Consider the following 14,632-nt stretch of genomic DNA (forward strand, 5'->3'; position numbering starts at 1 on the left):
CCTTTCTGTTCCCGCTTTATCAGTTCGCACTCTGTCAAAATCCGGAGATGTTTGGATATAGCTTGTCGGGTTGTGTCGAAGTGTTCGGCAATGGCATTGGGTGTCATTGCCTGTAAAGCGATCAAGGTGATGATTGTCCTTCTTGTAGGGTCTGCAATCGCTTGAAAAATATCTCGTCTGATCTCCATTATGCAATTATTTGGTTGCAAATATAAGTGCAACTTTTCGGTTCCGCAAATTTTTTTGCGATTTTTTTAAGAAGTAAGATGAATGTTCATTCAAATTAGGCATTTTGAGTCGCTTTCGCTTCTCGATTTCCAATTCTCGCAACGGCAGAAGACAAGTTTACTTGTCTTCTGCTCGTATAATACTGGTGGAATGTTTGCTATTCAATAAAAAACCTTATTTTTGCAAATCAAAAATATTGGAATGCTTCGGAGAAGTAAACGGTTAATTGCCTATATTTTATTTGTGGTTTTCACATTCTACTATGTGGACATCTGTTTCTTTTCCCATAGCCATATCATCAACGGTACCACCGTTGTCCACTCGCATTTCCACAATAAAGCCCATGCTCAAACAGGTACACATACCGACAGTGAGTTAACGCTGATTTCATCTTTGTCTGCTTTTCAGACACTTCCGGCAGATGTGTGCGCTGTCAGCCTGGGAATCTTATTATTATTATTACAGGTATTTATCCTGCCTTTTTTCGAGGAAAGAATTATCTCCAACCCCGCCGCCTGTATCTCTTTGCGGGCGCCCCCTGCCTTATTATAAACACATTTATTCCAGACAAGTAGCGCTGCCTCTCTATTGGTATCGGTGAACAGTTTTACCGTTTTTCCATGCGAGGGGGTTTCAGGACATTTACAATCAGTCAACTACACCCCTGACAACCGGGGTACATTCCATCATTTTATTTTAAAATCATTATACCGCTATGAATAAATTATTCATATTAGCGAGCCTGTTCTTTTTATTGGCTTCGTGCAAACAAAACAATGCGACACAAGAAAGTGTTGATATTCAATATAGAGGCGATACCCTGGTCGTAAAGGAAGGCTCGTCCATTCTGGAGCAAATAATCACCGGGAAGTCGCAGTCACAAGATTTTTCGGCCGAATTCAGAACCGTTGGAACCATCCGTCCCGTGGCGGGTAAATATGCGGAGATCGCTCCTCCCTTCTCAGGGCGCATCACAAAAACATTTGTTGAATTAGGGAAAAAAGTGAGCGCCGGTTCGCCGGTTTTCGAACTGAGTTCATCCGAGTTTTACGAAGCAGTGAAGGCTTACTTTGCCGCTCAATCGGCCAATGAGCTTGCCCAAAAGAACTATAATCGCCAGAAAGAGTTGGAAGCCAACGGCGTGGCTTCCCAAAAAGAACTGGAACAGGCGCAAAACGAAGCAAATATTACTGCCAAGGAATGGGAGCAGGCAAAGGTGACCTTGCAGATATTCAACATAGAGGCAGGTTCGCTTCAAATGGGGCAAGCCTTGAAAGTCGTATCGCCTATCGCCGGCGAAGTGGTGAAGTACGATATCACCATCGGAAGCTACATAAGGGAAGATGCGGAGCCTCTGGCCGTGGTGGCCGACCTGACAACGGTCTGGGTTACCGCATTAGTGAAGGAAAAAAACTTCGGAACAATCAAAAAGGGCGAACGGGTAAAGGTATTTACCGATGCACATCCCGACAAAACCATCTGGGGTACCATTTATCATATAGGTGAAATGTTGGACGAGGAAACCCGTTCGCTTCAAGTGATCATTGCCTGCGATAATGCCGACAGGGAACTGAAACCCGGTATGTTCTGCAAGGTGCATTTCCTGAGCTCCCCGACAAAAGCCATCGTCTTACCCGCTACCGCCGTCATGCAGGAACAGGAGAATGATTATGTCCTGATTGAGGCGTCAAAAGGCAGATATCTTCGCCGTAAGGTGGAAACCGAAACGGTGAGTATGGACGAGGTGCGTATCATCAGTGGCATAAGCGAGGGAGAAAATGTAGTTATCAAGGGTGGAATCTTTCTAAATATGTAAACCGATGGAAAAATTAATGAACACCCTGATCCATCGCCGTTGGTTGATGCTGACCATATTTATCATCTTGTCGGTTATTGGTATTTATGCATGGCGGCAGCTTGCCATTGATGCCTATCCTGATATCGCCGATGTGTCGGTCGGCATTGCCACGCAAGTTCCCGGACTTGCAGTCACCGAGATAGAGCAGCAGATCACCATTCCCCTCGAACGGGAATTGAATGGTATCCCGCGTCTGAAAATCATGCGGAGTAAAAACTTTTTTGGGCTGTCTAAGATCACGCTTGTCTTTGAAGACGGAACAGACGACTACTGGGCGCGCCAAAGAGTGCTGGAACGCATCAATGATATTGATCTGCCCTTCGACGCGCAGCCCGGGCTCGACCCGCTGACTTCGCCTACGGGAGAAATATACCGGTATGTTGTAAAGGGAAACAAGAGCCTGCGTGAACTTACCGAGCTCAATCACTGGGTCATTATTCCCCGTCTGAGACAAATTCACGGTATTGCGGATGTGTCCAATTTCGGCGGTATCACTACACAATTTCAGATAGAGATAGATCCCAATAAACTGACGAAATACAATCTTTCACTCAGCGAAGTGACCGAGTCGATAGAGCGCAACAATTCGAATGCCGGGGGAAGTACGTTCAGCCGTGGGGATTTGAGTTATGTGGTGCGTGGTGTGGGGCTTGTACGCGACTTGCAGGATATGGGCAATATCGTGGTGAAGACCGTTTCCGGGGCGCCTGTGTACTTAAAGGATCTGGGCGAATTGAAATACGGGAACCTCGAACGCAAAGGTATCATGGGCTATGTCGATCAGGAGATAGACTATGAAGACGGGGTGCAGGGCATGGTGCAACTACTGCGGTATCAGAACCCTTCGTGGGTACTGGAAGAGATACAGCGTGCAGTGGATGACCTGAACAACAATATCTTGCCGAAAGACGTAAAGATCCATACCTTTTATGACCGTACCGAACTGGTAGATGCCACCTTGCACACTATTTCGCATACGCTCTCATTCGGCATTTTACTGGTTATAGGGGTGTTGATCATTTTCCTCGGAAGCCCCAAAGGAGCGCTGCTGGCCACCATTACCATTCCTGTTTCGCTGCTGATAGCTTTTATCCTGATGTGGCTGACCGATATTCCCGCCAACCTACTCTCCCTGGGCGCTATTGACTTCGGCATTATCGTGGACGGCACCATTGTGATGATGGAGACGATTCTCAAAAAGCGGGAGGATAATCCCAATATCCATCTGGAGGAATCGAGCATCGCAAAACGGGCTGCCGAGGTTGCAAAGCCGATACTGTTCGCTACCTTGATCATCATCGTGGCCTACCTGCCGCTGTTCGCATTCGACCGTGTGGAACGCAAGCTTTTCACACCCATGGCATTCACACTGTGCTTTGCTCTGTTGGGAGCCCTGGCTTCGGCAATGATCCTGATTCCCGGATTGGCTTTTGCCGTCTATAGAAAACCACAAAAGGTATACCATAACCGCTGGCTCGAAAAGCTGACAGAAACATACAAGAAGCAGACTACAAGAATTATCGCGACTCCGAAAAAGCTGATCGCACCTATCGCGGGTGTACTGGCGGCAGTCGTCGGGCTTTCAATCTATGTGGGAAAAGACTTTATGCCGGCCCTTGACGAAGGAAGTATCTGGATACAGGTGCAACTGCCTCCCGGGATGTCGCTCGAGAAATCCTCCGAAATGGCTACGGTGCTCAGGGATAAACTCAAACATTTTGATGAGGTGACCTATATAATGACACAGACTGGCCGTGACGACGAAGGGGTTTGCCCGTTCTCCTTCTCGCATATCGAAGTGATGATCGGCCTTAAACCGTATAAAACATGGAAGAATGGCCGTAAGAAATCGGATCTGATCGATGATATGGCAGAGGTGATTGCAACGATGCCGGGGTATAGTGTAGGCTTTTCGCAACCCATTATCGATATGGTGATGGATCAGATTGCAGGAGCGCATAGCGATCTGGCGATCAAGATCTATGGGGAGGACCTGACCGAAAGCCGCCGCATAGCCGAACAGGTGAAAACAGTCATCGGAGGCGTGGATGGCGTGGCCGATGTCGGTATTATGGAAGAACCTTTCCTGCCGCAACTGCAGATCGTCGCCGACCGCGATAAGATCGCCCAATACGGACTGAATGTTTCCGATGTGGCTGAACTGATAGAGGTAGCCATTGGCGGCAAAGCCATTTCACAGGTGTTTATCGACAGCCGGGTGTATGATGTGATCTGCCGTTACAATGAAGAATCGCGTGATACCCCGGAGAGGATCGGGGCGTTGATGCTTACTTCGGCTTCCGGAACAAGGGTGCCGCTTTCCACCGTGGCAGAGGTAAAAACGACGACAGGCCCCAGTATGATCTCCCGTGAAATGAACCAGCGTTTTACTACCGTGCGTATGAACCTGCGGGGCAGGGATCTGACCTCATTCGTCAAGGAAGCCCAATCGACAATAGAAAAAGAAGTGCAATACGACCGCTCCCAATTTCAGTTTCACTGGGCAGGACAGTTGGAAAACCAGCACCGGGCGTTCGGCCGCCTTGCCGTCATCATGCCCATCACATTGGCGGTGATGTTCCTCCTTCTGTTCTTTGCCTTTGGGAAATTCCGTCAGGCGGGTTTGCTTATCGGGATGTTGCCGCTCGCGGTTTTCGGAGGGATGCTTGCACTGGTAGTGCGCGGGATGACGTTTAATGTGTCGTCGGCGGTGGGATTTATCGCCTTGTTCGGGGTCTTTATACAGAACGGCGTTATCATGATCTCCCATATCAATATAATGCGGAAAAGGGGGGTCGAACTGAAAGAAGCCGTGATCTCAGGTTCATCACACAGGCTACGGCCGGTACTGATGACTGCTACCGTAGCGGTCCTGGGACTACTACCGGCATCATTATCGACCGGTATCGGTTCTGACGTGCAGCGCCCGCTTGCGACTGTAATTGTGTACGGTTTGTTGTTCGGAACCATTCTCATCCTCTATATATTGCCGGCGCTCTACTACATCCTGGAAAAAGGAAAAACAACTCAAACGACTGACCAATGACAAATAAAATAAATTTTTGGAAATCCATCCTGTTGTGTATACTCTGCTTCATGGCTGTTGCAGTTCATGCACAGGAAAAACGGATACTGACATTCAATGAATACTTAGACAATGTCAAAAACTCCAATGTCAGCTATCTGGCTGAAAAGTATAATGTGGATATTGCCGATGCGGCGGTGAAAGCCTCGAAAGTCTTTCCCGACCCCGAATTGTCGGTCAGCTATGCGAACAATCAAAATTGGGACCTGCAAATGGGATACGGTATCGATGCTGAATTGAGCTATATGCTTGAACTGGGCGGTAAGCGGAAAGCGCGCATACGGTTGGCACAAAGTGAAAAAGAGATGACCGAAGCGTTGCTGGAAGACTATTTCCGCAACTTACAGGCAGATGCGACCATCGCATACCTGGCGGCGCTGAAGCAAAAGGCCCTGTTGGAGATCCAAGGATCATCCTACACTCAAATGGCACGCCTTGCCCAGGCGGACAGCATACGTTTCCGGCTGGGCGATATCACGGAAGTCGATGCTCTCCAGTCAAAACTCGAAGCCTCCACCATGCTAAACGATTTGTATGAGAGCGAGGGAGAATTGCATGAGGCTCTGATCCAATTGGCTTTATTGCAAGGGAGTGTGAATGGGGTATTACCGGATTCGATAGGGGGTGCCCTTGCCTATTATAAACGTCATTTCGACCTGCCGGTACTGATCACGACAGCACAGAATAACCGTGCCGATTTGCAGGCTGCTTTGAAAAACAATGAGGTTTCACAAAACAACCTGCGACTGGCTAAAGCAAACCGGGCTATTGACCTTGGCATAAGTCTGGGTGGTACCTATTCTTCGATAGTACGGAATGAAATAGCGCCCGCACCCGCATTTAAAGGTATTATGGCCGGGGTCACCATCCCTCTGAAATTCTCCAATACAAACAAAGGCGAATTGCGGGCTGCCCAATTTGCTGCGGAACAGCAGGAAAGACAGTATGAAGCCGTTCAGTTGCAGATCAGTTCGGAAGTGGTACAGGCTTACCATAAATATATGACCACCTGCCGCCAGGTAGAGCAATTTAACACCGGATTTTTGCAGGACGCGGAGACAATCTTCCAAAAAAAGAGGTACAGTTATGAGCGGGGTGAGACCAGTATCCTTGAAGTGCTGAATGCACAACGTACCCATAACGAGGTACAGGTAAGCTACAACGAAACCCTTTTTGCATGTGCGGTCGCTTTGGTCGAGTTGGAACGCGCCTGCGGGATATGGGATATCGAAATGGACTAGTTAAGATAGTATGTGATATTGTTTGGGGTGAACAAAATGAAATTCAAAGTGTTTCAGTGTTAAAGAATCTAATCTCATATTAACTTAAATAAAAGATATACTATTATGAAGATTATCAGTTTGGTGGTTTTTCTGACTTTGGTAAGTCCGATACTTGATCCGTCCGCTTACGCTTGTACCCGTGTTGTATATAAAGGGCCGGAGAATACTGTGATAACAGCGCGCTCGATGGATTGGAAGACTGAAATAGACGCTAATCTATGGGTATTTCCCAAGGGGATGCAACGCAACGGAGAGGTAGGTCCACTTTCTGTAGAATGGACATCGAAGTATGGGAGCATCATTACGAGTGCATGGGATATTGCAACGGCTGACGGCATGAACGAAAAAGGATTAGTGACCAATATATTGTGGCTTGTTGAGTCAGAATATCCCCAATTCGATCCCAACGGCGCAAAACAAGGGATAGCGATCTCTCTATGGGCCCAGTATGTGTTAGATAATTTTGCAACCGTAGAAGAAGCTGTTAACCGGTTGAAAGATGAACCATTCATCCTGGTGAGTGATTACATACCCGGTACTGATAAATTTACGACCTTGCATTTATCTATATCCGATGCTCAGGGAGACAATGCCATTTTTGAATATATCAATGGAAAGTTGGTCATTCATCATGATCCTTCTTATGTGGTTATGACCAACTCCCCTACCTTTGATCAACAACTGGCTTTGAATGAATATTGGAAAGGAATACCCGGGACGATGATGCTTCCGGGGACTAACCGGGCTGCCGACCGTTTTGTCCGTGCCTTCTATTACATTCATGCTATTCCTCAGACCAATGATATCCGCACTTCAATAGCCAGTGTCTTTAGCGTCATTCGAAACTGCTCTGTTCCGTTCGGTATTTCTTCCGAAACAGAACCTAACATTTCATCTACCCGTTGGCGGTCTGTATCGGATCAAAAGAATTTAGTCTATTTCTTCGAGACTGCGCTTACTCCCAATACATTCTGGGTGAACCTGAAAGATTTCGATCTGAGCGAGAAAGGAGAAGTGATGAAACTGAATTTGGATAATTTTGAGACATACAGCGGAAAGGCAAACAGCTCTTTTAAGTCCGCACCCGCATTTAAATTTATGGGTATCTGAAAAAACAAAGAGTGACATATTATTATAGCTTTCTAAAGGAGAGCTAAAGCCCGCCGAATCGTGAAGTGTCTACCTCTTTGCGTTCGGTTTCCTTGTATCCTCCAAAGCGGTAGACGAAGGAGAGGGAAACTGTCCGTGTGTCCTGAAATGCTTTCAGGGTACTTTTCTGCCCTTTGTAGTTAACGGATGCTGCGGGTATTCTTGTATTAAAAATATCATCGGCTTTCAGGATCAATCTGGCGCGGTCTTTATGGAATGTCCATGTAAGCGCTGTGGAAAGATTGCCCGAAACCCCCAGGTCGTAAATACCCTGTATGGCGCCCGGCGTGGAGATATATCCCGAAACATTCATTTTCAGGTCGGGTTTTGAAGCGAGGGAGATATCGTGGTTCATCTGAAATATCCCGACAACGGTTTTTCGGTCGAACGAAATATCAAAGAACGCATCGTCTTTCTCGCGCCAATACATCCCGTTGGCAACGAATCGCGATGAAATGCGCCTGCCGATATTGAACGGGATTACAGTCAGTAACCCGATATTCCGGCGATATGTATAGTTCTGTTCCATAAATTCCTGCCGCAGTTCGTGGGGCGACTGATACGGCAACTGCGCAAAATAACCGGGGGTGTAGTTCATATAGGGACGGATAACATATTTCTGCCGGAATATATAAGTTAATCCTACGCTGTAATCTCTCATCGGACGTAGATAGGGATTTCCGTATGTTACCCCATAGGCGCTGAAATAGAATATATTCGGGCTCAGGCTCCAGTAAGAAGGATATTCTTTGTCGGAAGAGACGGCAAACTGAAAAATATGCTCTTGGGCAGGACGATAGCTTATGTTCACCGTAGGAAACCACGCCACATTGTTCCAAAGTTCTTTTTTGGTTCCGCCGGATATCTCTTCGGCGTTGTAATACTCCGCTGCGATAGATGCCTGCACCGATAATCTTTCGGTGAACGATTTGGAAAATCCGGCAAAGAAATTCCAGATATGCTCCTGCTGCCGTGTATCGAACGTGGCTTCGTCGTATTCAGCGCCGTCCTTCAATGCATCGGAACGGTTTTTGGCGCGCACCCCCGAATAATTCAGCCCATAATTGAGATTCCAGTTGTTCTTAAGCGGATGCGACCGGTTGGCATACAACATGATGCGGTCGATTTTCTGTCGTGATTGGTAAGTCATCTCTTCCGCCGGTACAGAAGAGCTCCGAAATGAATTTTGCAGAAAATAATCTGACTCATCGTGAAAGGAGGTATAGTCCGCTCCGATATTCAATCCGAAATGACCGGTATAATCCGCTTTTATATTGTGGGTGGAAGAAGGTCCGTCAAGCCCCATTTTCATATCGGTTACCTCCCCTGAAATGTCGGTAGATGCTATACGGTCGGACTTTGTATCATCAAAAATGCCGGTGTAGGCGATATCGACTTTGTCTTTGTTGCTGAAAGTGTGCTGTAAAGCCAGGCGGGTATTGTGGCTTCCACCTTTTGTTGTGCCCTCACTGTATTGGACAATATCATGTACCGTGCCGTGTAGGGTATGCTCTGCCGTCAGGTCTTCAGAATTGAATCTTTTACTGTTCCTGTAAGAATAGGATGCATCTACCGACGTGCGTTTTCCCAAATAGAGTAAATTGACCCGTCCGTTGCCGTCCGTGTAACTCCGTTGCCTGTATTCGCCCGCTACTTCGCCCTGCCATATGCCCTGTTCTATATTTTCGTCCGCAGCCTGTTTGAGCACTACGTTGATCGCCGCACCCCGCACATTGTATTGTGGCGGCGCGCTGTACATGACCTCGATATTTTCGATGCGCGAAACCGGAATACCGCGCAGCGTTTCCATTAATTGCTCATAGGACATAGAGGTTTTTTGCCCGTTCAGCAGAATGGTCATTCCGTTTGTGCCGATGAGCGCCAGAACGCCTTGCTGTTCCATTACGCCGGGAATTTCCCTGATAGCTTCGTAGGCATTCGTTACCGGCTTGTTTTTCAGCAGCGAGGGAATATGATAAATAATTTTCTCCCGCTCTACTTTCATCACGGGATGTTCACCCTCCACTACCAATTCCTCCAATAGGGTGATATTCTTTTCCAGTTTAAGATTGCGAATGAGTGGTTCTCGGCTGTCTGCCGGAACGGACAAATCGGTGTATGCCGTTTTATAGCCGATGAACGAGATCCGTAAGCGGTAATCACCCGGTTCCACACCGGAGAGTTTGTAATAGCCATCGTAACCGGTTACGGCTCCATAGCCGAATTGCGCTGTATCGTTCGCAAGGTACAAAACAACGTTGGCATACGGTACCGGTTCATCATTTTCATCGGTAACCGTACCGAATATCTCCTGTTCATCCTGTACATATTCCGATTTTGTAATGATGATCAGTTCATCCGACGGCATAACGAAAATCAATCCCGTATTCTGCAACAGGGCATCGAGCACCTCTTTCACCGGCCTGTTTTCGGCGTTTACGGTTACGCGCAGTTCGTCGGGCACGATCTCGTCGTTGTAGAGAATGCGGTAACCGCTTTTTTGTTGCACTTCAGCGAACACGTCCTTCACGGACGCGTTCGTTGCCGAAATGCTGACGGGATCCGTCTGCGCGTGCAAACCGACCGTCAGAAAAAAAAGTAGAGTGATAAAAATTATATATTTCATTGCTGCAATATTCTTATAGCGCTTGCATTTGCCGGCGCGGATTTCACAAGATCCCGCTTTCGGAATCGGAATTGTTTAATTTTTGTCTAGTTTCTTTATTTTGTTTTCCCCAATTTAAATTGATGGAGCCGTAAATACCTAAACTTGGATAAAGTTTTTCAGAGTTAACCTCTCTCTCATATCCTGTCAACGCATTATAGCTGTACGAATACTTTTTTGTTTTTTCACGGAATAAATTCATTGATGTAACGCCCAATTGTCCCCAGGGAAAACGATAATTCAGCGTATAATGGTTATAAGAATGTCCAATCGAAACGGTTTCTCCCCAGAAAGGGCGGACCAACTGCACCATTGTTACTGTAAGCGATAGTTTCTTATAGTCGGCAATGGTTTGCAGCAGATAAAACCATTCATTTTGGGTATGACGGTAGTTATTGCCTTCGGAAACAGTAGTATTATAACCTCCATATCCGTTTATACTCAGATGATCATTGAACAGCGATACGCCGATATTGTATTGGAGCGTCAACTGATGAGTCTTTTTCTGATTATTATTGATTGTCACAAAAATATTCCGTGAATCATCATAATAGGTTTCCTCCATAATGGGTTTGTCAAAATAATAGGATCTCAAAGAGAAGGAGCTCTTCACCGGGGACGGATTCATACTGAATCGTAGTTCACTATTATGAAAGAGGTATGAGTCTAATGAGGGATTTCCCTTGTCTAATTGATAACTGTTCCTTAAACGTTCCACATCGCTTAAATGGGATAGTGAAGGATTGATATTCCTTAACTGGTATGAGTAACGTAGTGAAAAGGTATTGTTGAACCGGTAGTCTACGCTCAGCATAGGAGAAACCGTCCATCTATTATATGTATCATCTTTTCTTTTTTGCTGGAAATAGGTTCGGGAGATACCTGCTCCGCCCATATACCCCCATTTTCCTTTTTCACCTTTATATTGCAGGAACCCGTAACTGATGGCATCGTTCATTTCCGTTTTAAAATCGGAACTGCCAGTATATAGGTTTTCCGTATATCCTTGTGTGTGGCGTAGCCCTGTGGAAAAAACGCTTTCAGAGAATTTCTTTTCGTAGAATATTTCAGTGATCAATGAGTGGCGTTTCCCGTCGACAAACGTTGTTATATCGGAAGTAGTTTTGTCATTCAGTGTTTCGTTGTATCTGTAATCGACGATGTTCTTACTGCGTGTGCCTACTATATTTAATGCAACTATCTGTTCATCATCTATTTGTCGTGCAAAATAAATATCTATGGAGGGACGTAATGTTTGTGGCCTGTCGTATGTCTTATAATGGGTTGCTTGATTGGTTTCCCGGATCATAATATCTCCTTCCAAATCGTTGTAGCGTTGATTAATGCTAAACAGCCCTCCTTTTACATTGAATATATTTTTTTCACCATAGCAGGTATAAGATATATCGCCCATTTGAAAAATTTCACTCCATCTGCTTTGTTTTCCGTCTTCCGTGCGTGAAATGGTATTTCCGGATGGAAACCGGAAGGTTTGCTGTTTTAATGACGACGTTTTACTATCATTGTGATTCAGGTAATAATAAAATTTGATTTGTGATTTTCCGAAATTGACGCCTCCCGATAATTGCCCGTTCCCTAAGACTTCATGTTTCACTATTTCCATCAAATTTGCCGAAAGGAATCCACCCGTCGTTCGCTTTTTCACGATGTAGTCCAAAATTAACCCTATATCTTCTCCGTAACGCATGCTGGGGTTGTCGTAATAGTCTATCCTGATTACATCATCGGGTTGTAGTGCGAGTACTTCCTGTGACACGGCTTCTACCCCGTTGATCAGTATCTTAAGTTTTTTATCCCCCGCATAAGAAATAGTCCCCGTTTGAGGGTTTACAAATATCATGGGAAGCAACAGCCGCTGTGTAAGTTGTAAGCCATTGGTCGATTTGTTTTTTTGCGCTTCCGTAGGAAAGAATATCTGTTTATCGATACTTCTTAACTGGAGGGAACTCTCCACAATTACCTCGTCCAGTTTCTTTACTTCCTGAACAAGTAATAATTCTCCCAGATCAACCTCTCCATCCAATCCCCGCAATTGAATGAACCGGGTATCATAACCCATCATTGACAGTGTCAGGATAGCGTCATCCAAAATGATCTTATCCAGGATAAAAACACCTTTGTCGTCTGTGGCTACACCTCCTGCAAAAGTGGAATCGGGATCCGATAAGACAACATTCACATAGGGCAAAGGTTCTCCGGATAGGTCATCTTTCACAATACCGGTTATCCTGCTGTTTTTTCGCCTGAATTTTCTATCTGTGATCACAATCAATTCATCCGATTGCATGATATATGCTAATTCGGTATTCCGCAACAGGGTATCGAGTACCTCTTTCACCGGCCTGTCCTTGGTATTGATAGTTACACGCAGATCGTCGGGTACAATTTCGTCGTTGTAGAGGATGCGGTAACCGCTTTTCTGTTGTATTTCGGCGAACACGTCCTTTACGGGCGCGTTCGTTGCCGAAATGCTGACGGATCCGGTTTGCGCCTGCAAACCGGCTGTCAGAGAAAGTAGAGTAATTAAAAGTAGAATTGTTCTCAAATATTGTGTGTTGGCATGTTGCATGTCTGGACTGTTTTAGATTTCTCCTGCATTCGGAACGGCAGGGATTTCTCAATTTACCGGATAATGACTTCTTTGCCGTTTATTTCGTAGGTGAACGGATAGGATTGTTTCAGGGCGTCGAGCATCTGTTGCAGCGTCTCGCTCTTGATACTGCCCGTGAAACGTTGTTCTGCCAATGCGGCATTTTTTATTTTTATGGTTACCCGGTAACGTTCTTCCATGAGTTTGACTAAATCGGAGAACCGTTGTTTTTGGAAAACCAGCGAACCTTTCAGCCATTGTGTTTCGGGGATAATGGTATCGTTTTCCTGCACCAAATCGCGGACGACATAACTGCTGTCGCTGGAGAGGATATGGCCGTCGCGCACCACTATTTTCTGGTTGGGCTGTAACAGTATCTCTTTGGTGTTTTTCTTGCGGTTGTCTTTCACCGCAACCAATCCACGTATCAGCGCCACTTCAATGTCCGGCGAGACGGCATCTATGTTGAAGGCGGTTCCTTTTACCATGACGTCCACATCGCGTGCCGTCACCGTCAGGGGAACTCCGGGACGATACGCCACATCGAAGAACGCTTTACCTGTAAGGCGTATTTTGCGGTGTTTCTCGCCGAAGCGGTCATTATAAGCGATCCGGGAGTGTTTGTTGAGCCATACCTGCGTGCCGTCATCAAGCACGGCGTACAGGTTCTCATCTCCTGAATCCATTACCTGGCTATACAGATCTTCTCCGGGCAGATAATAATAGTACGCCAGCCAGCCCAATCCGACCAGAATGGCTGCCGTAACGGCAATCCGTCCCCATACGGGTATTATATGTTTCCGGGATGGTGATGTCCGGTATTGTACTTCGGACATTCCGCCGATCTTATCCCATACTTCATCCAGTTTGGCATCGATATCCATATCGTTGCGCGACTCTCTTTCCTGCATGAATATATGTATTTCATCGTATATCTCCTTCATTCGACGGTCTTCTGTCAGCGTCTGCTGTAATTCCGTCCGTTCTTTTTTCGATATATTGCCGCCTATTTCCTTTGATAACAAAGCGGCGAACGTTTTTTTTGTCATTACTGTAAAGTTTGTCGTTTATAATAAGGACACAGCAGCGACAAAAAATACGTAGTGATAAGAAAAAAATTTTGATATGCGGATAAAAACTACAACAATACGGTCATCATCTTTTTTATCTGCTTTTTGCGGGGAGAATAGCCCAGATAGAGGGTGATTTCCTCTTCGAGTTTTTTCACGGCTTTGTAAAGATGTGTTTCGACGGTTCGTTGTGAAAGATGAAGAATTTCAGCCGTTTGCCGGGCGGACAAACCGCTTTCCTTTATCATTCTGAAAACCTGTTTTTGTTGGGCAGGGAGATTTTCGATGAGCTTATGCAGTCTTGCCGATAATTCCTTGTGTTCCATCCGTGAGAGGGGAGTGGTGTCGGCCGATGGCTGTGTCGTTATGGGTTGTTCGTCAAGCGGTACGACCTTGTCCGTATCCCTCAATGCGTTCAGACAACGGTTTTTCACACTCTTAAAAAGGTAAATTTCGGGCGAGTCAATCCCGGAAATGCGCTCACGGTTCAGCCAAAGCCAGACGAACAGGTCGGAAACAACCTCTCCGGCTTTTCCTGTATCGCCCAGGTAGCTTTTCGCAAAACAGGAAAGCGCCTCGTATTTCAATCGGAATAAACGATTGAATGCCTCTTTATCACCCTCTTTTATGCGGGTGAATAATTGTTGTATGTCGGATCCGGTTCGTTGCATCCAACGGATTTT

10 protein-coding genes are annotated in these 14,632 nt (G+C 46.0%); 5 read left to right on the plus strand and 5 right to left on the minus strand.

The window, feature by feature from the left end:
* Positions 1-188 (minus strand): metalloregulator ArsR/SmtB family transcription factor (locus tag Q0502_RS04815; protein WP_298647821.1); only part of this gene is annotated, 188 nt, incomplete at its 3' end.
* Between the two features lie 241 nt (positions 189-429).
* Between Q0502_RS04815 and Q0502_RS04820 the strand changes: the two genes are divergently transcribed.
* From Q0502_RS04820 to Q0502_RS04840, 5 genes are all read left to right on the plus strand, one after another.
* Positions 430-780 carry a hypothetical protein gene (locus Q0502_RS04820; RefSeq protein ID WP_298647824.1) on the plus strand — a complete coding sequence of 117 codons (351 nt, stop codon included), beginning with the start codon at positions 430-432 and terminating at the stop codon, positions 778-780.
* Positions 781-943: 163 nt separating this feature from the next.
* Entirely contained in the window at positions 944-2,044 is a 1,101-nt protein-coding gene (locus Q0502_RS04825; protein ID WP_298647826.1) for an efflux RND transporter periplasmic adaptor subunit, read from the plus strand.
* A 4-nt stretch (positions 2,045-2,048) separates the two neighbouring features.
* Complete coding sequence (locus tag Q0502_RS04830) at positions 2,049-5,132, plus strand: CusA/CzcA family heavy metal efflux RND transporter (protein WP_298647828.1); 3,084 nt, start codon at positions 2,049-2,051, stop codon at positions 5,130-5,132.
* Entirely contained in the window at positions 5,129-6,412 is a 1,284-nt protein-coding gene (locus Q0502_RS04835) for a TolC family protein (RefSeq protein WP_298647831.1), read from the plus strand. Before Q0502_RS04830 ends, Q0502_RS04835 begins: the two co-directional genes overlap by 4 nt.
* 105 nt (positions 6,413-6,517) lie before the next feature.
* Complete coding sequence (locus Q0502_RS04840) at positions 6,518-7,564, plus strand: linear amide C-N hydrolase (RefSeq protein ID WP_298647834.1); 1,047 nt, start codon at positions 6,518-6,520, stop codon at positions 7,562-7,564.
* A gap of 43 nt (positions 7,565-7,607) precedes the next feature.
* On the opposite strand, the gene Q0502_RS04845 is transcribed toward Q0502_RS04840, so the two are convergent.
* The 4 genes from Q0502_RS04845 to Q0502_RS04860 form a co-directional block, all read right to left on the minus strand.
* Entirely contained in the window at positions 7,608-10,229 is a 2,622-nt protein-coding gene (locus tag Q0502_RS04845; protein WP_298647835.1) for an outer membrane beta-barrel protein, read from the minus strand.
* A 43-nt stretch (positions 10,230-10,272) separates the two neighbouring features.
* The gene (locus Q0502_RS04850; protein ID WP_298647838.1) at positions 10,273-12,834 is read right to left on the minus strand and encodes a TonB-dependent receptor; all 2,562 of its coding nucleotides are present in this window, start codon (positions 12,832-12,834) and stop codon (positions 10,273-10,275) included.
* Between the two features lie 77 nt (positions 12,835-12,911).
* Positions 12,912-13,928 (minus strand): FecR domain-containing protein, encoded by a 1,017-nt coding sequence (locus Q0502_RS04855; RefSeq protein WP_298647841.1) that lies wholly within the window; start codon positions 13,926-13,928, stop codon positions 12,912-12,914.
* Between the two features lie 89 nt (positions 13,929-14,017).
* Positions 14,018-14,620 carry an RNA polymerase sigma-70 factor gene (locus Q0502_RS04860; protein ID WP_298647843.1) on the minus strand — a complete coding sequence of 201 codons (603 nt, stop codon included), beginning with the start codon at positions 14,618-14,620 and terminating at the stop codon, positions 14,018-14,020.
* Positions 14,621-14,632 lie beyond the last annotated feature (12 nt).

The sequence above is a fragment of the uncultured Proteiniphilum sp. genome (genome assembly GCF_937873925.1).
GTDB lineage: Bacteria > Bacteroidota > Bacteroidia > Bacteroidales > Dysgonomonadaceae > Proteiniphilum.

Bases quoted from the DNA above. Each gene is read 5' to 3' on its own strand.
- Q0502_RS04825 (WP_298647826.1), top strand. From the start codon at position 944: ATGAATAAATTATTCATATTAGCGAGCCTGTTCTTTTTATTGGCTTCG.
- Q0502_RS04835 (WP_298647831.1), top strand. From the start codon at position 5,129: ATGACAAATAAAATAAATTTTTGGAAATCCATCCTGTTGTGTATACTC.
- Q0502_RS04845 (WP_298647835.1), bottom strand. From the start codon at position 10,229: ATGAAATATATAATTTTTATCACTCTACTTTTTTTTCTGACGGTCGGT.
- Q0502_RS04830 (WP_298647828.1), top strand. From the start codon at position 2,049: ATGGAAAAATTAATGAACACCCTGATCCATCGCCGTTGGTTGATGCTG.
- Q0502_RS04860 (WP_298647843.1), bottom strand. From the start codon at position 14,620: ATGCAACGAACCGGATCCGACATACAACAATTATTCACCCGCATAAAA.
- Q0502_RS04855 (WP_298647841.1), bottom strand. From the start codon at position 13,928: ATGACAAAAAAAACGTTCGCCGCTTTGTTATCAAAGGAAATAGGCGGC.
- Q0502_RS04840 (WP_298647834.1), top strand. From the start codon at position 6,518: ATGAAGATTATCAGTTTGGTGGTTTTTCTGACTTTGGTAAGTCCGATA.
- Q0502_RS04820 (WP_298647824.1), top strand. From the start codon at position 430: ATGCTTCGGAGAAGTAAACGGTTAATTGCCTATATTTTATTTGTGGTT.